This is a genomic window from Ruegeria sp. CDSA241 (genome assembly GCF_059611265.1).
Genome location: NZ_JBXWPF010000022.1, coordinates 36,293 through 54,567, shown reverse-complemented (window position 1 = coordinate 54,567; position 18,275 = coordinate 36,293). Strand labels below are relative to the sequence as shown.

Annotated in this window: 19 protein-coding genes and 1 riboswitch; of the genes, 14 read left to right on the top strand and 5 right to left on the bottom strand. The window is 58.2% G+C overall.

Annotated features, from left to right (window positions below):
- Positions 1 to 615, bottom strand: coding sequence for an FMN-binding negative transcriptional regulator (locus AC2FJV_RS17745; RefSeq protein ID WP_271951721.1), 615 nt, complete (start codon positions 613 to 615; stop codon positions 1 to 3).
- 54 nt (positions 616 to 669) lie between these two features.
- Positions 670 to 815, top strand: a riboswitch (FMN riboswitch).
- A gap of 128 nt (positions 816 to 943) precedes the next feature.
- On the opposite strand from AC2FJV_RS17745, the gene AC2FJV_RS17740 reads away from it, so the two are divergent.
- The 5 genes from AC2FJV_RS17740 (at position 944) to cobO (ending at position 4,871) form a co-directional block, all read left to right on the top strand.
- A complete protein-coding gene (locus AC2FJV_RS17740; RefSeq protein ID WP_496690454.1) occupies positions 944 to 1,384 on the top strand; it encodes a 6,7-dimethyl-8-ribityllumazine synthase in 441 nt (146 codons plus the stop codon).
- Between the two features lie 94 nt (positions 1,385 to 1,478).
- On the top strand, positions 1,479 to 2,579 hold the full coding sequence (aroC, locus tag AC2FJV_RS17735) for a chorismate synthase (protein WP_496714196.1): 1,101 nt from the start codon (positions 1,479 to 1,481) through the stop codon (positions 2,577 to 2,579).
- On the top strand, positions 2,563 to 3,225 hold the full coding sequence (locus tag AC2FJV_RS17730) for an HD domain-containing protein (protein ID WP_496714195.1): 663 nt from the start codon (positions 2,563 to 2,565) through the stop codon (positions 3,223 to 3,225). Before aroC ends, AC2FJV_RS17730 begins: the two co-directional genes overlap by 17 nt.
- Before the next feature lie 54 nt (positions 3,226 to 3,279).
- Positions 3,280 to 4,215, top strand: coding sequence for a DMT family transporter (locus tag AC2FJV_RS17725; protein ID WP_496714194.1), 936 nt, complete (start codon positions 3,280 to 3,282; stop codon positions 4,213 to 4,215).
- A 56-nt stretch (positions 4,216 to 4,271) separates the two neighbouring features.
- A complete protein-coding gene (cobO, locus tag AC2FJV_RS17720) occupies positions 4,272 to 4,871 on the top strand; it encodes a cob(I)yrinic acid a,c-diamide adenosyltransferase (RefSeq protein ID WP_271951707.1) in 600 nt (199 codons plus the stop codon).
- 475 nt (positions 4,872 to 5,346) lie between these two features.
- Here the strand turns inward: cobO and AC2FJV_RS17715 are convergent, their stop codons facing one another.
- A complete protein-coding gene (locus tag AC2FJV_RS17715; protein ID WP_496690456.1) occupies positions 5,347 to 6,213 on the bottom strand; it encodes a branched-chain amino acid aminotransferase in 867 nt (288 codons plus the stop codon).
- Between the two features lie 160 nt (positions 6,214 to 6,373).
- On the opposite strand from AC2FJV_RS17715, the gene AC2FJV_RS17710 reads away from it, so the two are divergent.
- The 6 genes from AC2FJV_RS17710 (at position 6,374) to dxs (ending at position 11,630) form a co-directional block, all read left to right on the top strand.
- On the top strand, positions 6,374 to 6,886 hold the full coding sequence (locus AC2FJV_RS17710; protein ID WP_142640252.1) for a MarR family winged helix-turn-helix transcriptional regulator: 513 nt from the start codon (positions 6,374 to 6,376) through the stop codon (positions 6,884 to 6,886).
- On the top strand, positions 6,883 to 7,584 hold the full coding sequence (locus AC2FJV_RS17705) for a response regulator (RefSeq protein WP_142640254.1): 702 nt from the start codon (positions 6,883 to 6,885) through the stop codon (positions 7,582 to 7,584). The genes AC2FJV_RS17710 and AC2FJV_RS17705 overlap by 4 nt, the downstream gene beginning before the upstream one ends.
- A gap of 68 nt (positions 7,585 to 7,652) precedes the next feature.
- Positions 7,653 to 8,579 (top strand): histone deacetylase family protein, encoded by a 927-nt coding sequence (locus AC2FJV_RS17700; protein ID WP_271951702.1) that lies wholly within the window; start codon positions 7,653 to 7,655, stop codon positions 8,577 to 8,579.
- Positions 8,576 to 8,818: an exodeoxyribonuclease VII small subunit gene (locus tag AC2FJV_RS17695; protein ID WP_142640258.1), complete on the top strand. Its 243-nt coding sequence runs from the start codon at positions 8,576 to 8,578 to the stop codon at positions 8,816 to 8,818. Before AC2FJV_RS17700 ends, AC2FJV_RS17695 begins: the two co-directional genes overlap by 4 nt.
- A complete protein-coding gene (locus tag AC2FJV_RS17690; RefSeq protein WP_496678863.1) occupies positions 8,819 to 9,685 on the top strand; it encodes a polyprenyl synthetase family protein in 867 nt (288 codons plus the stop codon).
- 16 nt (positions 9,686 to 9,701) lie between these two features.
- The gene (gene dxs, locus AC2FJV_RS17685; protein WP_496714193.1) at positions 9,702 to 11,630 is read left to right on the top strand and encodes a 1-deoxy-D-xylulose-5-phosphate synthase; all 1,929 of its coding nucleotides are present in this window, start codon (positions 9,702 to 9,704) and stop codon (positions 11,628 to 11,630) included.
- Between the two features lie 223 nt (positions 11,631 to 11,853).
- Here dxs and AC2FJV_RS17680 read toward each other — a convergent pair whose 3' ends face one another.
- The gene (locus AC2FJV_RS17680; RefSeq protein WP_142640264.1) at positions 11,854 to 13,050 is read right to left on the bottom strand and encodes a BCCT family transporter; all 1,197 of its coding nucleotides are present in this window, start codon (positions 13,048 to 13,050) and stop codon (positions 11,854 to 11,856) included.
- Positions 13,051 to 13,189: 139 nt separating this feature from the next.
- On the opposite strand from AC2FJV_RS17680, the gene AC2FJV_RS17675 reads away from it, so the two are divergent.
- The 3 genes from AC2FJV_RS17675 (at position 13,190) to msrA (ending at position 15,117) form a co-directional block, all read left to right on the top strand.
- The gene (locus AC2FJV_RS17675) at positions 13,190 to 14,068 is read left to right on the top strand and encodes a DMT family transporter (protein WP_496714192.1); all 879 of its coding nucleotides are present in this window, start codon (positions 13,190 to 13,192) and stop codon (positions 14,066 to 14,068) included.
- Between the two features lie 93 nt (positions 14,069 to 14,161).
- Positions 14,162 to 14,611 (top strand): peptide-methionine (R)-S-oxide reductase MsrB, encoded by a 450-nt coding sequence (gene msrB / locus AC2FJV_RS17670; protein ID WP_142640268.1) that lies wholly within the window; start codon positions 14,162 to 14,164, stop codon positions 14,609 to 14,611.
- Positions 14,608 to 15,117, top strand: coding sequence for a peptide-methionine (S)-S-oxide reductase MsrA (msrA, locus tag AC2FJV_RS17665; RefSeq protein WP_282022325.1), 510 nt, complete (start codon positions 14,608 to 14,610; stop codon positions 15,115 to 15,117). Before msrB ends, msrA begins: the two co-directional genes overlap by 4 nt.
- Positions 15,118 to 15,138: 21 nt before the next feature.
- Here msrA and AC2FJV_RS17660 read toward each other — a convergent pair whose 3' ends face one another.
- Together AC2FJV_RS17660 and queG are read right to left on the bottom strand one after the other, a co-directional pair.
- Positions 15,139 to 17,142 carry a hydantoinase/oxoprolinase N-terminal domain-containing protein gene (locus tag AC2FJV_RS17660; protein ID WP_496714191.1) on the bottom strand — a complete coding sequence of 668 codons (2,004 nt, stop codon included), beginning with the start codon at positions 17,140 to 17,142 and terminating at the stop codon, positions 15,139 to 15,141.
- A 72-nt stretch (positions 17,143 to 17,214) separates the two neighbouring features.
- On the bottom strand, positions 17,215 to 18,252 hold the full coding sequence (queG, locus tag AC2FJV_RS17655) for a tRNA epoxyqueuosine(34) reductase QueG (protein ID WP_281995945.1): 1,038 nt from the start codon (positions 18,250 to 18,252) through the stop codon (positions 17,215 to 17,217).
- Positions 18,253 to 18,275: the final 23 nt, after the last annotated feature.

Sequence of the window (18,275 nt, the reverse complement as noted above, 5' to 3'; positions counted from 1 at the left end):
TCACCTAGACCGCATGAGCGCGGCCAGGTGAGTGGTCTCGCTTCCGAACCCGTCTACCGCCACATGATCTGCGGCGGCTAGACGGACATCGTCCGGCTTGTTCTGGTTCAGCTTCCAGGTGCCCTGAATGTCATCTACCTGCAACTTGCAGGGCACAATCATGCGCATCATCTTGTCCAGAGCCTCCGCGCTCATCTTGCTGGCGCTCCAGGGTGGCTTGGGGTTCAACCGGCGCTCATAAAAATCCGACTGACGATCGAGTAAATCGCGCAACGCGTCCTGCGGAAGAAGCGAAAGCGTTCCGGTCAGGTGCACCGCCACATAGTTCCAAGTGGGCACCTGATCCTCAATCCCGTACCAGTCGGGCGAGATATATCCGTCAGGACCCGATACAGCGATTCGAACCGTGCGCGGTTCGTTCAATGCCCGGACGATCGGATTGGACCGCACCAGATGCAGCGAGGCTTCTGCGCCATCTTCTGACAACAGAAACGGCACATGGCTAAGCAAAGGCCCCTGGTCCGCTGACAAAGCCAAAACACCAAATGCGCGCTCGCGCGCAAAAGCAATATGACGGTCACGATCCTCGGCGCGGAAGGCGGGATTGGGGTGCATGGCGGTCCTCCTGCAAAAGCTCTTGCAGAACAGCGCACCTATTGGCAAGGTGCGCCTCGTTCTCAGGGCGGGGCGGAATTCCCCACCGGCGGTATGCGGGCGATGACCCGTAAGCCCGCGAGCGGCCCCTTTTCGGGGTGTCAGCAGATCTGGTGAGAGGCCAGAGCCGACGGTTACAGTCCGGATGAAAGAGAACGTGCAGTGTGCCGGTAACCCCGCGCGCCTGCTCGTGATCGCCTTGGGTGACGTGTCATGTCGTGCTGGCAGCGAAAAGTGGGAACCGGTTTTCGCAACCGCCAGCAGACCACCAAACCGGAAGGAGATCTTGATGACACACACCCGCTATGCGTTTGTTAAGGCCAGCTGGCATGCCGATATTGTCGACCGTGCACTCGACGGGTTTCTGGAATTGATACCCGCCGATCAGGTGGACGTGTTCGACGTTCCAGGCGCGTTCGAAATGCCCCTGCTGGCCCGCGATCTTGCCCAGATTGGGCGCTATGCAGCTGTGACCTGCGCGGCCTTTGTGGTGGATGGCGGCATCTACCGGCATGATTTCGTGGCGCAAGCTGTGGTCGACGGGTTGATGCGCGCAGGTCTGGATACCGGTGTTCCGGTTCTGTCTGTTTCGCTGACGCCGCACCAGTATCAAGAGACGGACCACCACAATGCCATCTACCGCGCGCATTTCGTGGATAAGGGGCGCGAGGCGGCACAGGCGGCGTTGAAAATCACCGCCATGAGGACGCAGCTGTCCTCGGCGGCCTGACCGGAAAGGGTTGGGGTGCTGCGCCCCAACCGCAAATCCGCTTGAGGCTACGGGCCTTGCCCGCTAATCACGATGCTCAGAAGGAGCACGCCTTATGTCGATGAACAGCTTTGGCCATCTTTTCCGCGTCACCACTTGGGGTGAAAGCCACGGGCCCGCCTTGGGTGCCACTGTTGATGGCTGCCCGCCGGGGGTGACCATCGACGCAGAGGTGATCCAGCACTGGCTGGACAAGCGCAAACCAGGACAGAATAAATACACCACCCAGCGGCGCGAGCCCGATCAGGTGAAAATCCTGTCCGGCGTGTTCGAAGGGCAGACGACCGGAACTCCGGTCCAGCTGATGATCGAGAACACCGATCAGCGGTCAAAAGACTACGGCGATATCATGGAAAAGTTCCGCCCGGGCCATGCTGATATAACCTATTGGCAAAAATACGGTATCCGCGATTATCGCGGCGGTGGCCGCAGTTCGGCGCGCGAAACCGCCTCGCGCGTTGCCGCCGGGGGCCTGGCCCGCGAAGCCATCAAGCAGATCGCGCCGAATGTGCAGATCACCGGGTACATGACCCAGATCGGCCCGCATAAGATCGACCGCACGAATTTCGATTGGTCACAGATTGAACAGAACCCATTCTGGACGCCCGATGCGACAGCCGCCGAGGATTGGGCCGCCTATTTAGACGGGTTACGCAAGTCCGGCAATTCGGTCGGGGCAGTGGTTGAGGTCGTCGCGCGTGGTGTCCCTGCCGGGATTGGTGCGCCAGTTTATGCCAAGTTAGACACTGATCTGGCCGCAGCGATGATGTCGATCAACGCAGTCAAAGGTGTTGAGATCGGCGAAGGCATGGCCGCCGCTGAACTGACCGGCGAGGCCAATGCCGATGAGATCTTCATGGGGCAGAATGGCCCGCAATACAGCTCGAACCACGCAGGCGGCATACTGGGCGGGATTTCGACCGGGCAGGATATAGTCGTACGCTTTGCGGTCAAACCGACCTCGTCGATTCTGACCACGCGCAAAACGATCACCAAATCCGGAGAAGAGACCGAGATCATCACCAAAGGCCGCCATGACCCTTGTGTCGGCATCCGTGCGGTTCCGGTTGGCGAAGCGATGATAGCTTGCGTAATCCTTGACCACCTGCTCTTGCACCGGGGTCAGATCGGCGAGAACCGTGGCCATATCGGCTGAGCTGCGCGCCCGGCTGCGCGGCATCGTCGCGCAGCGCATGAAAACAGATCCTGCCCATGATCTGGCGCATCTGGATCGCGTTTGGATCAATGTACAGGCCATCGCGGACACGCAAGCAGATATTCGGGTTCTGCTTGCGGCAAGCTATCTTCATGACCTGGTCAACTTGCCCAAAGATGACCCTGATCGTCACCTCGCCTCACGCCAATCTGCGGCTGAATCAGAGCCTATTCTAGCGAAATTGGGGTTTTCTCAGCCTGAAATCGATGCCACTCAACACGCCATCGCCGCACATAGTTTCTCGGCCGGGATACTGCCTGAAACGCCCGAGGCCTGCATCCTTCGCGACGCAGATCGGCTGGATGCGCTGGGGGCCATCGGCATTGCGCGCAACTTCGCTGTTTCAGGTGATCTAGGTCGCGACCTGTATGATCCCGAGGATGCTTTTGCCACTGCCCGCGATCTGAATGATCAGCAATTCTCGATTGATCACTGGAAGGTCAAACTGTTGAGCCTGCCGGCAGACATGCTGACGCCCACCGGGCGCGAATTGGCACAGGCGCGTGTGGCACGGATGATCCGGTTTCTTGAGGCGTTCAGCGAAGAGATCGGCCAACCCCTGCCCGACACGTGGAAATCTGCCTGATTGGTACAATCCAATCGTTGATCTTTCGCAGTCAAAGGCTCAGGTTCTCGGCCAATGGCACAATCCCTGACTTCCCACCGACCCATGCTTGCAGTGGGCCTGAAACTGGCCGCGTTGGTTCTGTTCACCTCAATGTCTGCACTGGTCAAGGCCCTGTCCGAAGATTTCCCGCCCGGCGAACTGGTGTTTTTCCGGTCGCTCTTCGCCATTCCCGTCATCATTGCCTGGTTGCTTTGGCGCGGAGAGCTGGCGCAGGGCTTTGTGGTCAAAAAGCCGATGGGTCATTTCTGGCGCGGCGTTCTGGGCACTAGCGCCATGGGTTTGACCTTTACGGGTCTCAGCCTGTTGCCACTCCCCGAGGTAACAGCGATAGGCTATGCCACGCCGATCTTCACCCTGATCCTAGCCGCGCTGATTCTGGGCGAGCGCATTCGCATGATCCGCATCGGTGCCGTCGCGCTGGGATTGTTGGGCGTGCTGATTATGGTTTGGCCAAGGCTGGGCACCACCCAGATGGAGATGGCAGCCACAATCGGGGCGCTTTGCGTGCTGGCGGCCACACTCGCCCGTGCCTTTGTTCAGATCCATATCCGGCAGTTGGTCAAGGTGGATCACCCGGCCGCGATCGTGTTCTATTTCTCGATGACCGCTACCCTGCTTTCAGCTCTGACCGCGTTTTGGGGTTGGACCATGCCGACGCTTAATCAGGCTCTAATTATGGTCATAATGGGGTTGATCGGCGGTGTTGCACAGATTCTGGTCACCTCGTCCTATCGCTTTGGTCAGGCCTCAATGCTGGCGCCTTATGACTATACCACCATGCTGTTTGCCATATTCATCGGCTATATCTGGTTTGATGAGCTGCCGACGCTTGCGATCCTGTTGGGTGCGACGCTGGTGATTGCGGGCAATGTGGTCGTGATCTGGCGCGAACACCAGCTGGGACTGGAACGCGGCAAGGCCCGGTCCCTGACCGATCACAAAGCGTGACTTTACCTTTTTCAATCTTGCCCTAGTTTGGGCCCAACAATCACAGAGGTGCCCGAATGAGCGACGCGCAGGATCACAAAGAAAAGATGCAGCAGGTGCAGGCCAAGCACCGCAAAAAAGTGTCCGAGGCCGTCGACCCGGGCCGTGGTCTGGTGCTGATCAATACCGGCAAGGGCAAAGGCAAATCCTCGGCCGCGTTTGGTGTCGTGATCCGAGCGCTGGGATGGGGTCAGAAAGTTGCCGTCGTACAGTTCATCAAGGGCAAGTGGAAAACCGGTGAGCGACGGTTCTTTGAAGAGCGCGACTTGGTCACCTGGCACACGATGGGCGAAGGCTTTACCTGGGACACTCAGGACCGCGAACGCGATATCGCTGCTGCCAACGCCGCTTTTGACAAGGCGCGGGCACTGATGGAAAGCGGTGAGTATGATCTGGTCGTTCTGGACGAGATCAATATTGCCCTGCGCTATGAATATCTGACTGTCGATCAGGTGATCGACGGGCTCAAGGCGCGGTCCGACAAGACCAGCGTGTTCTTGACTGGTCGCGATGCGCCACAGGCGCTGCGCGACTATGCCGATCTGGTTACCGAAATGACCGAGGAAAAGCACCCGTTTCAAGCCGGGATCAAAGCCCAGCGCGGCGTCGATTTCTAGGATTAGAGTCAGTTTTACAGAGCGGGTAGGCCGGGTTGAGGGAATGCTAGCGCAAGGTCTGATGACCGGGCTATGCGGTCATTGGCAAAACTTTGAAAGCCAGCTTGAATTCCAGACGTAAACTCGACATGGAACCGAAACTAAATGACTTATGAAGAATGTTTGCGGTCCATATATTTCGACTGGGAAAGCTGGTTAATTGCCCTTGTGGCATTGGCTATCTCGCTCACTTTCTGGAAAAACACTAAGAAGGGCTTGGCCGTCGTGTCTGCTTGTTTCGGTTTGCTGCTAGCCTCTTCATGGGCTTATCTGTACTACGAAATGAATTGCGTGGAACTCATCCGACCATAGGAAGTTTGGGCTCAATTCGGTCATTGTAAGGTAGTTTACGCACTCACACATCTAACCGTACCTGTTGACGGTTGCCCAAAAGCAAAAAAACCCCGCCAAGGCGGGGTTTCAACTTGGTTGCAGGTTATGCCCGCACCAGTTTTTCGTAATCTGCGGCGATTTCGCGGGTGAGGTCACCGACCTCGAACGTATAGTCGCCGATCTGGCCCACAGGCGTGACCTCGGCCGCAGTACCGGTCAGCCAGCATTGTTCAAAATCGGCCATCTCTTCGGGTTTGATGCGGCGCTCATGCACTGTGATGCCTTTGTCTTTTAGCATCTGGATCACTGTCTGGCGGGTGATCCCGTTCAAAAAGCAATCGGCCAGCGGAGTATGAACTTCGCCGTCCTTCACAAAGAAGACGTTCGCCCCGGTCGCCTCGGCAACATAACCGCGCCAGTCCATGAACAGCGCATCCGAGCAGCCCTTGGCCTCGGCCTTATGCTTGGAAATGGTGCATATCATGTAAAGCCCGGCCGCCTTGGCATGGACCGGGATGGTTTCAGGGCTGGGCCGCTTCCATTCCGCGATATCCAGCTTGGCGCCCTGCATCTTGGCGTCGCCGTAATAGGCACCCCAGGGCCAGACCGCTACGGCCATGCGGACCGGGTTCTTGGCCGAGGCCACGCCCATATCCTCACCCGAACCACGCCAAACCAGCGCACGGACATAGGCGTCCTGCAAGCCACTTGCCTTCAGCGCGCCTTCCTTTGCCGCTTCGATCTGGTCGATCGTATAGGGCATCGGCATGTCCAGCGCCTTGGCCGAGGCGACCAGCCGTTCAGAATGCTCCCGACTTTTGAAAATTTTGCCGTTATAGGCCCGCTCGCCCTCAAAGACCGAAGACGCATAGTGCATCGCATGGCTCAGTATGTGGACATTCGCCTCGCGCCAGGGCACAAGTTCTCCATCCATCCAGATGACACCGTCACGATCATCATACCCCGCCATGCGAAACCTCCCTGCCTGGATTGAATATTCCGATTATTGCGCAATATAGGTCCGAAGTGGACATAAAGTTGCGCAAAAACTGCGATTCGATACCTGTCCGCTCTTGGAATGTCAACAACGCTGACATAAACTCTGGCCTGTGTAACGAATGAGGCAGAATATGTCAGATACCCGCCCCGCCCAGGCCTTTGGCGGAGAAAGCCTGTTGTTTCTTACGGATGAACAGCTGCGGCAGGGGATCGAGGCGATGTTTTTCGCCTATCGCGGGTTCACGGCGGACCCGGATCGCATTCTGACACAGCTGGCATATGGGCGGGCACACCACCGTGCTATCCACTTTATAAATCGCGCGCCGGGGACGACCGTCAATAACCTGCTTGCTATTCTAGGAGTGACGAAACAGTCTCTGAACCGGGTCCTTCGGACATTGATTGACGATGGGTTGGTCGAAAGCAGGGTCGGTACAGTGGACAAGCGCGAACGGCACCTGTTTCTGACCGAAGCCGGGAGGGCGCTTGAAACCAGGCTGTCCGAGGCCCAGCGCGTGCGGATGCGCGCGGCCTATAAGGACGCAGGCCCAGAAGCGGTGTCTGGGTTTCGCAAAGTGCTTGAAGCAATGATGGATGCTGATATGCGTCATGCCTATACCAAATTGCGGGATACGACCTCATGAGTGATATGGACGCCCATCTGTTGATCGTTGACGATGACGAGCGTATTCGCGATCTGCTCAAGAAATTCCTGATGCGAAACGGGTTTCTGGTGACCGCGGCGCGGGATGCGGCCCATGCACGTCGGGTGCTCTCGGGGCTGGATTTCGACATGATCGTTCTGGATGTGATGATGCCCGGCGAAGATGGTGTCAGCCTGACCAGAGCCCTGCGCGAGACCCACACCACCCCGATCCTGTTGCTGACGGCGCGGGGCGAAACCGAACACCGTATCGCCGGGCTTGAGGCGGGGGCCGATGATTATCTGGCCAAACCGTTCGAGCCCAAAGAGCTTTTGTTGCGGATCAATGCGATCCTGCGCCGGATGCCGGAAACCCCGGCACAGGATGCCGCAACCAAGATTCTGCATCTCGGCCCGATCCGCTATGATGTTGAGCGCGGTGAGATGTGGCGGGGCGAAGAAACGGTCCGCCTAACCGCAACGGAAAGCCAGCTGATGAAGATCTTCTCGGCCCAACCCGGCGCCCCTATCAGTCGCGCCAAGCTGGTCGAGGATCTGGGCCGTGACAAGGGTCAGGCGCAGGAGCGTGCCGTGGATGTGCAGATCACACGGCTGAGACGCAAGATCGAGCAAGACCCGAAACAACCCCGGTACCTGCAGACCGTGCGCGGGGCCGGGTACATGCTGGCACCGGATTGATTGAGCCGCTGCGTGGCGGTTCTTTGCCTTCGGCGAAGGTATTTTGACCAGATGAACAGGGGATTGTGATGAAAACTGCCCTTTTGACCCATGCGGATTGTCTTGGGCACGTGACACCCGAGGGGCATCCGGAACAAATCGCGCGACTGGAACATATCCTTCATGCGCTGGATAGGCTGGACCTGGATCGTGTGACCGCGCCGCTTGCAGCCGATGATGACCTGCTGCGTATTCACCCCGAAAGCCATATTCGCGACATCCGCAAAAGTCGCCCGACAGAGGGATTCCGGCAGGTGGACGGCGATACATTCATGTCGCCGGGATCTGTAGATGCGGCCTATAGGGCTGCAGGGGCTGTGGTAAAAGCCGTGGATTTAGTGCTGGGCGGAGAAGCCCCAAATGCGTTCTGTGCCATTCGCCCTCCCGGCCATCACGCCGAGAATGAAACCGCTATGGGGTTCTGCCTGTTCGGCAACGCCGCATTGGGGGTGAAACACGCGTTGGATCATCACGGTCTGCGCCGCGTCGCTGTGGTGGATTTCGATGTGCATCACGGCAATGGCACGCAGGATTTGCTGTGGGATGAGGCGCGCGCGTTGGTGATCACCAGCCAACAGATGCCCTTGTGGCCGGGATCAGGCCGCGCCGACGAGACCGGCGCCTTTGAGAACGTCCTGAATATTCCACTGTCTCCCGGAACCGGCGGCGCCGAGATGCGCGCCGCCTATGAAACAATGGCTTTCCCGAGACTGCGCGCCTTCAAACCCGAGCTGATCATAATCTCTGCCGGGTTTGACGCCCATCAGGATGATCCGCTGGCCAATCTGAACTGGGCCACCGAAGATTTCGCCTGGATCACTGCCGAATTGTGCAAGATTGCCGATCAGCATTGCGCGGGACGTATCGTCTCGACTTTGGAGGGCGGGTATGATCTGAAAGCGCTGGCCGAGGCCACACGTGCCCATGTGGAAGAGTTGATGAAGGCAGCCCGATGACAGATACACCCGTTGACCAGATGACATTCGAACAGGCGATGAAGGAGCTTGAGGCCGTTGTCGGCCAGCTGGAGCGTGGAGATGTGGCGCTGGACCAGTCCATCGCCTTGTATGAACGGGGTGCAGCGCTGAAGAAACGCTGCGAGGATGAACTGAAGCGGGCCGAGGAAAAAGTGGCCGCGATCACCTTGGACGCCGATGGTCAACCGACCGGGACGACGGTTGTCGAAGGTCAGTAAATGTTTCGCGAAAGACTGGCGCAGGATGCAACGCTGATTCAGGGCCATTTTGATCTGGTTCTGGGCGCGCTGGACGATCTGGATGTGACACAGGCGATGGCCTATGCCACGCAAGGCGGCAAAGGTCTGCGCGGGTTTTTGGTGCTGGAAAGCGCGCGGCTGCATGATGTGGATACAGCGCGTGCGATCTGGCCTGCCACGGGGATCGAGGCGTTGCACGCCTATTCTCTGGTGCATGATGACCTGCCCTGCATGGATAACGACGATTTGCGTCGCGGGCGCCCGACAGTTCATGTGAAATGGGATGAGGGCATCGCGGTTCTGGCAGGCGACGCATTGCAGGCGCTGGCATTCGAACTTTGCACCCGTCCCGAAATTGGCCCCGCCGAAATTCGCGCGGAATTGGCCTTGTCTCTGGCGCAGGCAAGCGGAGCGCAGGGCATGGTGCTGGGCCAGGCGCTGGATATCGCGGCGGAATCGGCAGACTCTCCGCTGACGCTGGAAGAAATCACCCATTTGCAGGCAGGAAAAACCGGAGCGCTGATCGAGTGGTCTGCATGCGCCGGCGCGCGTCTGGCCCAAGCTGATCTTGCGCCCTTGCGCCAATATGCCCAATCCCTTGGTCTTGCTTTTCAAATCGCAGATGACATCTTGGATATAGAGGGTAACGCCGAAATTGCGGGCAAGCGCCTTCAGAAGGATGCCGAGGCGGGAAAGGCCACGTTTGTGTCTCTGCTGGGCCTCGACGCCGCCAGAACCCGTGCCGCGGAGCTGGTGGAACAGGCCTGCGCCGCGTTGGAAGGCTATGGCGCGTCGGCTGAAACCTTGAAGGACGCCGCCCGCTTCGTTATTGCCCGGGACAGCTAAGCCAGGAACGCGCCATATGTCTGACCGCCCGAACACTCCTCTGCTGGATCTTGTGAACCGCCCGGCCGACCTGCGGCAGTTTTCGGACGCGCAGCTGCATCAGGTGGCGCAGGAATTACGGGCCGAGACGATCTCGGCCGTGTCGGTCACCGGCGGGCATCTGGGTGCGGGTCTGGGCGTGGTGGAACTGACCACCGCGCTGCATGCGGTATTCGATACGCCGCGTGACAAAATCATCTGGGATGTCGGGCACCAGTGCTATCCGCATAAAATCCTGACCGGGCGGCGCGACCGGATCCGTACCCTGCGCCAACCCGGTGGGTTGAGCGGGTTCACCAAGCGCAGCGAAAGCCCCTATGACCCGTTTGGCGCGGCGCATTCCAGCACCTCGATCAGTGCGGCCCTTGGCTTTGCCGTGGCGCGAGATCTGGGTGGCGTGACGCCCGAAGGTCTGGGCGATGCGATTGCGGTAATCGGCGATGGCTCGATGTCGGCGGGTATGGCGTTTGAGGCGATGAACAATGCGGGCCACCTGAAAAAGCGCCTGATCGTTATCCTCAACGACAATGAAATGAGCATCGCACCGCCGGTTGGCGCCCTGTCCAGTTATCTGTCGCGCATTTATGCCGAAGAACCGTTCCACGATCTGAAGGCCGCCGCCAAGGGCGCGGTGTCCTTGTTGCCGGAACCGTTCCGCGAAGGCGCCAAACGCGCCAAGGAAATGCTCAAGGGCATGGCCGTAGGGGGTACTTTATTCGAAGAACTGGGCTTTTCCTATCTCGGCCCGATTGACGGACACGACATGGATCAGCTGTTGCCGGTGCTGCGCACGGTCAAGACGCGGGCCACCGGCCCGATCCTGATCCATGTGCTGACAAAAAAGGGCAAGGGCTATGCCCCCGCCGAGCAGGCCCGCGACAAGGGTCACGCGACCGCGAAATTCGATGTTGTGACGGGTGAGCAAAAGAAGGCGCCGTCTAACGCACCGTCCTATACTTCGGTTTTTGGCAAGACGCTGGTGGAAGAAGCCGCGCGGGACGACAAGATCGTCGCCGTCACCGCCGCCATGCCCGATGGAACCGGGTTGAACCTGTTTGCCGAACGCTACCCGTCACGTTGTTTCGATGTAGCGATTGCGGAACAGCATGGTGTGACGTTCTCGGCGGCTTTGGCTGCGGGCGGGATGAAGCCGTTCTGCACCATGTATTCGACCTTCCTGCAGCGCGGCTATGATCAGGTCGTGCATGATGTGGCCATTCAGCGCCTGCCCGTGCGATTTGCCATCGACCGCGCTGGTCTGGTGGGCGCTGATGGGGCGACCCATGCCGGATCGTTTGACATTGCCTATCTGGCCAACCTGCCGGGCATGGTCGTGATGGCCGCCGCAGATGAGGCCGAGCTGATGCATATGGTGGCCACCGCCGTCGCCCACGACGAAGGCCCGATCGCCTTCCGCTATCCCCGCGGTGAAGGCGTGGGCGTGGACCTGCCCGAGCGTGGTGAAGTGCTTAAAATCGGCAAAGGCCGGATAATTCAGAAGGGCGCGCGTGTGGCATTGCTGTCTTTCGGTACGCGCTTGGCCGAAGTACAAAAAGCCGCCGAGGCCCTATCCGCACGCGGCATAACCCCCACCATCGCCGATGCACGTTTCGCCAAACCGCTGGACCGCGACCTGATCCTGAATCTGGCCTCCGATCATGAGGCGCTGATCACCATCGAAGAGGGTGCGATTGGCGGTTTCGGCAGCCATGTGGCGCAGCTACTGGCCGATGAGGGTGTGTTTGATCAGGGCCTTAAATACCGCTCGATGGTGTTTCCGGATATCTTCATTGATCAGGCAAACCCGGCGGATATGTATGCGGTTGCCGGTATGAATGCCGAACAGATCGAGGCCAAGGTCCTGTCTGTTCTGGGTGTGGCCACGATTGGTGAAAAACGCGCCTGAGGGAACATTGAGGTTATCAACTCCAAGGAAGATGGAACCTCAAGAGAGCTCTCCAGTGAATGACGATTGAACTAAGCCAACATAAGTAAAAGATATTGCAAGTTTGTGATTTCACACGTGTCGCTTTGTTTGGCCTTTTTGACCCTTTCCGCATTGCTTACACAGTCGCGGCCAAAAAAATACGGGCACCAAGGCGCCCGTATTAGCTTTTTCTCGATGTTGATCAGTGAACCGTCTCGACCTTGTGGAAATCCAGATCACGGTCTTCGGGCATCCCAGTTATGCTCAGCACCTCTTTGCGTTTGGTGATCAGGATATAAACCACACAGGCCAGATAGAGGCCGACAACAACTGCGCCGATCCACTGGATCTGCAACCACTGGCTTTGGAACAGCAAGGTCAGGACGAACAGCAGCACAACATTGCCCGCCACATAGATCGCTTTACCAAAGCGGGCGACTGTCATGTTCAGGTTGTCCGTATAGAGCCTGATCAACGAATCCAGTGAGTTGATCACGAAGGTCACGCCCACAATCACCATCGCAATGTTGGTGATGCCTGCGGTGCTGATGCCGTTCAGGTGGTAATAGTAGAGAACGGTGAACCAGATCGCCAAAGGTATCGACGGAAAGATCAGCAGAGCAGCCAGTAGCTGCCAGGTCTTCAGCCCACCTACAAAGCGAGATGTGAACTGGCCGATCATGATCGACCAGGCAAACCACCAGAACAGGTAGAAGGCGTGATAATCTGTCAGCGGCAGGACAAACTTGTGCAGGTTGGTGAAATAGGCACCAACATTGCTTCCGGTTTCCACAAAGCCATTCACGCCCATGCCCGCAGCAACCCACATGCCCAGGATCAGTGCCAGGAACAAAAAGGTCGAGCCCACCGACAGGATACGCACGTATTTCAGGTCGGTCGAAGAATAGGCCGCTGCCAGAATGACGACAAACACGATGACATAGAAGGTGGTGACCACTGACTCGCCGTCTCCGACCTCGGGCAGGTAGCCAGGCAGGTAGATCAGGAACAGGCTGGCGGTGAAAGCGCAGGTGCCGATGATGACCACATTGTTGATCAGCTTGACCAGCGGGATTTCAAAGAACTTCACGCGCGGCTCGATGACACAGAAATAGAACGCGGTCAGAAAGTAGAACGCCCAGATCAGAAAGCCCCAGAACCCGAATTCGATCGCCAGTGGGTTGGCAAACGCATAGGCGGGATCTTCGGCATAGCCGCCGAATTCGGTCAGCGGAAACATGATCAGGCCGACATCCAACCCGGATGTGAACAGAATCGCGATGAAGGTGAACAGATGAACCGGCGTTACGCCGACGATCCGCAGATTCCACCACTTCACCACAAAGAAGGCAACAAGGCCCAACGCCAGCAAGACGCCAAATGATAGTATGTACTCCAATAGCACCGACAATCCTCCCATTAATGTCAGTTCATGACGCTGTTATAGTTTATTGGCTGATCAATCAATAAAAACAGCACTGCTTGCGGCGCGCGCTTATTCGGTCAACAGTGCGCGAAAATCTGAACAGGGGGTCGCGATGGATTTTCGCGCAATGGCCATGGGGCTGACATTTGCGTTTATCTGGTCTTCGGCCTTCACCTCGGCCCGGATCATCGTGGCGGACGCATCGCCGTTGTTTTCCCTGGCTCTGCGGTTTCTGATCTCGGGTTTGATTGGCGTCGTGATTGCACGGGCGATGGGTCAAAGCTGGCGGCTGACGCGGTCACAATGGTATGCCACCATCTTGTTCGGGATTTGTCAAAATGCCCTTTATTTGGGCCTAAACTTCTATGCGATGCAAACAATCGAGGCCTCTGTTGCCGCCATCATCGCCTCGACCATGCCATTGCTGGTTGCCTTGGCCAGTTGGCTGTTTATGGGCGACAGATTACGGCCAATTGGAATTGTCGGCCTGTGTGCCGGGTTCGCCGGTGTTGCTCTGATCATGAGCAGTCGGATCGGCGACGGCGTTGATCTGTTCGGCGTCATGCTTTGTGGCATTGGAGCGCTTGCGCTGACATTTGCCACGCTCGCAGTGCGTGGGGCGACATCGGGCGGGAATTTCATGATGGTGGTTGGCTTACAGATGCTGGTCGGATCGGCCATTCTGTTTGTTGCAGCACCGGTATTCGAAACGATTCATTTCCACTTGACGGTGCCGCTGGTCCTGGCCTTCACCTATACAACTCTGTTTCCCGGCCTTCTGGCCACGTTCATCTGGTTCCTGCTGCTGGATCGGATCGGCGCAACCCGGGCGGCCACGTTTCACTTTCTCAACCCGGTCTTTGGTGTCACCATCGCCGCGATCTTGTTGGGCGAAAAACTGGGGCCGCTGGATGCGGTCGGGGTTCTTATCACAACACTGGGCATTCTGGCGGTGCAACTGTCTCGCCAACCCGGCAGAAAACCAGCCTGACCTTGCACAACTGCGCGAGCCCGGCAGAACACCCTTTGCTTTCCGCCAATAATCCCCATCTATTATGCGAACCACCAGAAGTCCGGAGGAGCAATGACCCGTTACACCAAATCCCCTGAGGCCGTCGCCGCATTGTCGCCCGAGGAATACCACGTCACGCAAAACAGCGGCACCGAACGGCCCGGAACTGGCAAACTGCTGAATAACAAAGAACCCGGCATCTACGTGGATATCGTCTCGGGTGAGCCTTTGTTCGCCTCGGCGCACAAGTACGAATCCGGCTGCGGCTGGCCCAGTTTCACCAAACCAATCGTGCATGAGCATGTTGAAGAACTGCGCGATGCCTCGCTGGGTATGATCCGGACCGAAGTTCGCTCGAAACATGGCGATAGCCATTTGGGGCATGTATTTCCCGACGGCCCCCGCGAACATGGCGGGCTGCGATACTGTATCAACTCAGCCTCATTACGGTTCGTCCATCGCGATCAGATGGAAGCCGAAGGCTATGGCGAATTCCTGATTCATGTGGAGGAGATCGAATGACCGAACATCGCGCCGTTCTTGCCGGGGGCTGCTTTTGGGGCATGCAGGATCTGATCCGCAAACGCCCGGGCGTTTTCCGCACTCGCGTCGGATATACTGGTGGAGACGTGCCCAACGCCACTTATCGCAACCACGGCACCCATGCCGAGGGGATCGAGATTTTTTACGATCCTACCGTGACCACCTATCGCGATCTGCTTGAGTTTTTCTTTCAGATCCATGACCCGACTACGGTGAATCGGCAAGGGAACGACATGGGGATGAGCTATCGCTCGGCCATTTATTATGTCGATGACGCCCAGAAACAGGTCGCCCTGGACACCATTGCCGATGTGAATGCCAGTGGCATCTGGCCCGGCAAAGTCGTGACCGAGCTGGAACCCGTTGGCGATTTCTGGGAGGCCGAGTCCGAGCATCAGGATTATCTTGAACGCATCCCGAACGGCTATACCTGCCATTTCCCGCGCCCGGATTGGGTTCTGCCCAAACGCGACGCGGCCGAGTAAGGATTAGCCCCGGATCAGGGGCTAGTCCGACGCCACCCGCGGCCGTCCACTGGCCTCGACGGTGATCATTGCCTCAACAAAGACCTCCTGCGCTTCGATACGGGCAGTGCGGATATCCCGGTCGACGATCACTCGGATATCCTCGGCACCGGCTCCGCGCACTTCTCCTTCCGCCTCAGCCCTCAGGATGGATTCTAGCAGCGCCATCGCCTCGTCAGAATCGCTAAAATCCTGAGGCCCGTCTTCAAGATGCACCCTGTACCGCCCTTCGGATGGCGCCGTGACGGTCCCGGCCCGGCGCAGTGTCAGCCTGCCAACCACAGCTCCAATCGCATTGGCCACGCCCGTGTGTTCCGGCAGAATCATGCGGCATCGCAATCTTTCCCCGACTGCGGGGTAATAGCTGGGGGCCGACGCCCCAAGACCGATCACATCCACATTCAGTGCCGCGTCCAGCGCCACCAAACCGCGATGCCCGGCCAGACCTTTCCGCGTCAAAATATGCCGGGCCAGATCGGGTGCCGGAACGCCGAAATCCTCGGCTTCTTCTGAAAAAGCGGTCTCTAACAAGGTCAAAGAGGTCTGTTCGGTCAACTGATCAACGATCATCTGCGCCAACAGATCCGGTGTTGCAGCCAGCATATCGCCGGTGCCAATCCGTTTTCGCGCCACCAGTTCCAGCGCTTTGCGTGCAGCCTCTGCGTCCCAGGCATCCAAACGGCCCAGAACATGGCTGGCATCCGAAGGTGTCACGCCGGATACCTGAACGATTCCACGATCCACCAAACGAGTAAGTGCGCCTGTCTCCATCCGCGTTTTAAGCAAATCAGACAGTGGCAGGACCTTCTGCCCCAAGCGATCCACCAGGGCGGTTTCCCTTGCCCCCAGACCTTCGGCATGAACACCCGGTACCAGACGTGCGAACCGGGTGTCATGTTCACCCACAGTTGGGGCCCGCAACTGCGCATCCAAGGCCGTGTGAACCTCGTCGGGCGCTTCTGACGCGATCAGAGATACGGGCAAAACACGGCGCGGTCCCAGGAAGATGCCGCCGCCCAGCCCTTCGGTTACAACATGTACCTGACTGTCCCCGCCCAACCCGTGGGTCCGCATTGCGACGGCCTCCACCATGGTGCGAAAGCCGCCAACCCTGGCACCTTCGGGATCAATGGCGGGCTTGCCATCCCGGATCAAGGCGACATCGGTCGTGGTACCACCGATATCTGATACCAGCGCGTTCTCGGCTCCCGTTAGCCAGCGCGCCCCGACGATCGAGGCCGCAGGGCCGCTCAAAATCGTTTCAATCGGTCGATCCCGCGCCTGTTCGGCGCTCATCAACGCTCCGTCGCCGCGAACCACCATCATTGGCGCTGAAATACCTAGCGTCACAAGCTGATCCTGTGCCCGTCCGATCAAGCGGTCGATCATGCCAATCAACCGTGCATTCAGCACCGCTGTCACCGCACGTTTTGGGCCATTCAACTTGGCCGACAGATGGTGCGAACATGTCACCGGCGCACCCGTCCGATCAGTAATAATGCGGGCGACCTCAAGTTCATGCGCCGGGTTTCTGGTGGCGAACTGACCGGCCACAGCGAAACCTGAAACCCCTGAATTAGAGTCTAAAAAGGCTTCAATCGCCTGAACATCCAATGGCCTGGCCTCTGTTCCCGCATGCGTGTGACCGCCCGCCACAACCAAAGCTGGATCCCCTTTCAAAGCATCCCGCAGACCATGCTTTTCCAGATCACTCTCCCTGAACCCGATATAGATCAGAGCAACCCGGCCACCCTGCCCTTCGACCAGCGCATTCGTGGCCAATGTCGTTGACAGCGACGCCATTGAGATCTGCTCCGGTGACACCTGAGCCTGCGTCAGAACCGCAGAAATCGCCTTGCCAACGCCAATCGCCAGATCAGCTCGTGTTGTCAGAGATTTGGCTGAAGCAATCACCTCAGTCTCATCCCGGACCAGCACCGCATCCGTATAGGTTCCGCCTGTATCAACCCCCAAAGCCAGCGCCATCGGGTTCTCCTTCCTGTTCGCTGTGATTGGGTTTAGCGGTTTGCACCGACACGTCCAGCCTGTTTGCGGCACCTAGGACAGTTGTTTGACCGCCCAGCGCGCGGCATCTGCCACGGCTGAATCCGGATCCTCTGTCAAATCCTGTGCAATCGGTATCAACCCCTGCAGGCCTGAGTTGCCAATGGCGTACAGCACATTTCGCACAAACCGGTCCCGTCCAATCCGCTTAATTGGAGAGCCCGAGAATTTCGTTCGAAATTCCGGATCGTCCAGGCCAGCCAATTCTGCCAGCCGAGGAGCCTTCAGATCCTCACGCGCTGCATAGCGCATGTCACTGGCCGTGACTGCGAATTTGTTCCAGGGGCAGGCGGCAAGGCAATCATCGCAACCATAGATCCGATTGCCGAGTTTCGCGCGCAGGTCTTCATCAACCGGACCCTTGTGTTCGATTGTCAGGTAAGAAATGCAGCGCCGCGCGTCCAACTGATAAGGCGCCGGGAATGCGTCTGTCGGACAGGCGGCCAAACAGGCCCGGCAGGATCCACAGTGATCCACCTCTGCTTGATCCGAAGGTAGGTCCAGAGTTGTAAAAACAGACCCTATAAAGGCCCAATTTCCCCAATCGCGACTTACAAGATTGGTGTGCTTACCCTGCCATCCCAACCCCGCAGCATGACCCAAGGCCTTTTCCGGAACCGGGGCGGTATCGACAAAGACCTTCACCTCGCCACCAGCCTCGGCTATCAACCAGCGGGCTAACCTTTTGAGCCGCTTCTTGACCAGGTCGTGATAGTCCTTGTTCTGCGCATAGACTGAGATCGCCCCCTTCTCGGGGTGGTCCAGAATCTCGGTTGGATCATGTTCGGGCGCATAGCTTTCTGCCAACATGATCACCGATTTCGCCTCGGGCCAGAGCGCTGCCGGATCGCCTCGCCAATGGGTCCGCTCGGCCATCCATCCCATTTGCCCGTGATATTCGGCCTGCAGGAACGCCTCCAGCCGGGCGGGCACTTCGGGGACATCCCACGGGCGACAAATGCGACAAGACACAAAGCCCTCGCTCAGCGCCTGTGCCGCCAGCCTATCCTTTAAACCCGATCCGCTCTTCATCTGGCCCTAAATACCTTCGGGGG

What these genes read in the sequence shown, in the direction of transcription:
- AC2FJV_RS17745 (WP_271951721.1), bottom strand. Translation starts at nt 615, where the DNA reads ATGCACCCCAATCCCGCCTTCCGCGCCGAGGATCGTGACCGTCATATT.
- AC2FJV_RS17740 (WP_496690454.1), top strand. Translation starts at nt 944, where the DNA reads ATGACACACACCCGCTATGCGTTTGTTAAGGCCAGCTGGCATGCCGAT.
- aroC (WP_496714196.1), top strand. Translation starts at nt 1,479, where the DNA reads ATGTCGATGAACAGCTTTGGCCATCTTTTCCGCGTCACCACTTGGGGT.
- AC2FJV_RS17725 (WP_496714194.1), top strand. Translation starts at nt 3,280, where the DNA reads ATGGCACAATCCCTGACTTCCCACCGACCCATGCTTGCAGTGGGCCTG.
- cobO (WP_271951707.1), top strand. Translation starts at nt 4,272, where the DNA reads ATGAGCGACGCGCAGGATCACAAAGAAAAGATGCAGCAGGTGCAGGCC.
- AC2FJV_RS17715 (WP_496690456.1), bottom strand. Translation starts at nt 6,213, where the DNA reads ATGGCGGGGTATGATGATCGTGACGGTGTCATCTGGATGGATGGAGAA.
- AC2FJV_RS17710 (WP_142640252.1), top strand. Translation starts at nt 6,374, where the DNA reads ATGTCAGATACCCGCCCCGCCCAGGCCTTTGGCGGAGAAAGCCTGTTG.
- AC2FJV_RS17705 (WP_142640254.1), top strand. Translation starts at nt 6,883, where the DNA reads ATGAGTGATATGGACGCCCATCTGTTGATCGTTGACGATGACGAGCGT.
- AC2FJV_RS17700 (WP_271951702.1), top strand. Translation starts at nt 7,653, where the DNA reads ATGAAAACTGCCCTTTTGACCCATGCGGATTGTCTTGGGCACGTGACA.
- AC2FJV_RS17695 (WP_142640258.1), top strand. Translation starts at nt 8,576, where the DNA reads ATGACAGATACACCCGTTGACCAGATGACATTCGAACAGGCGATGAAG.
- AC2FJV_RS17690 (WP_496678863.1), top strand. Translation starts at nt 8,819, where the DNA reads ATGTTTCGCGAAAGACTGGCGCAGGATGCAACGCTGATTCAGGGCCAT.
- dxs (WP_496714193.1), top strand. Translation starts at nt 9,702, where the DNA reads ATGTCTGACCGCCCGAACACTCCTCTGCTGGATCTTGTGAACCGCCCG.
- AC2FJV_RS17675 (WP_496714192.1), top strand. Translation starts at nt 13,190, where the DNA reads ATGGATTTTCGCGCAATGGCCATGGGGCTGACATTTGCGTTTATCTGG.
- msrB (WP_142640268.1), top strand. Translation starts at nt 14,162, where the DNA reads ATGACCCGTTACACCAAATCCCCTGAGGCCGTCGCCGCATTGTCGCCC.
- msrA (WP_282022325.1), top strand. Translation starts at nt 14,608, where the DNA reads ATGACCGAACATCGCGCCGTTCTTGCCGGGGGCTGCTTTTGGGGCATG.
- AC2FJV_RS17660 (WP_496714191.1), bottom strand. Translation starts at nt 17,142, where the DNA reads ATGGCGCTGGCTTTGGGGGTTGATACAGGCGGAACCTATACGGATGCG.
- queG (WP_281995945.1), bottom strand. Translation starts at nt 18,252, where the DNA reads ATGAAGAGCGGATCGGGTTTAAAGGATAGGCTGGCGGCACAGGCGCTG.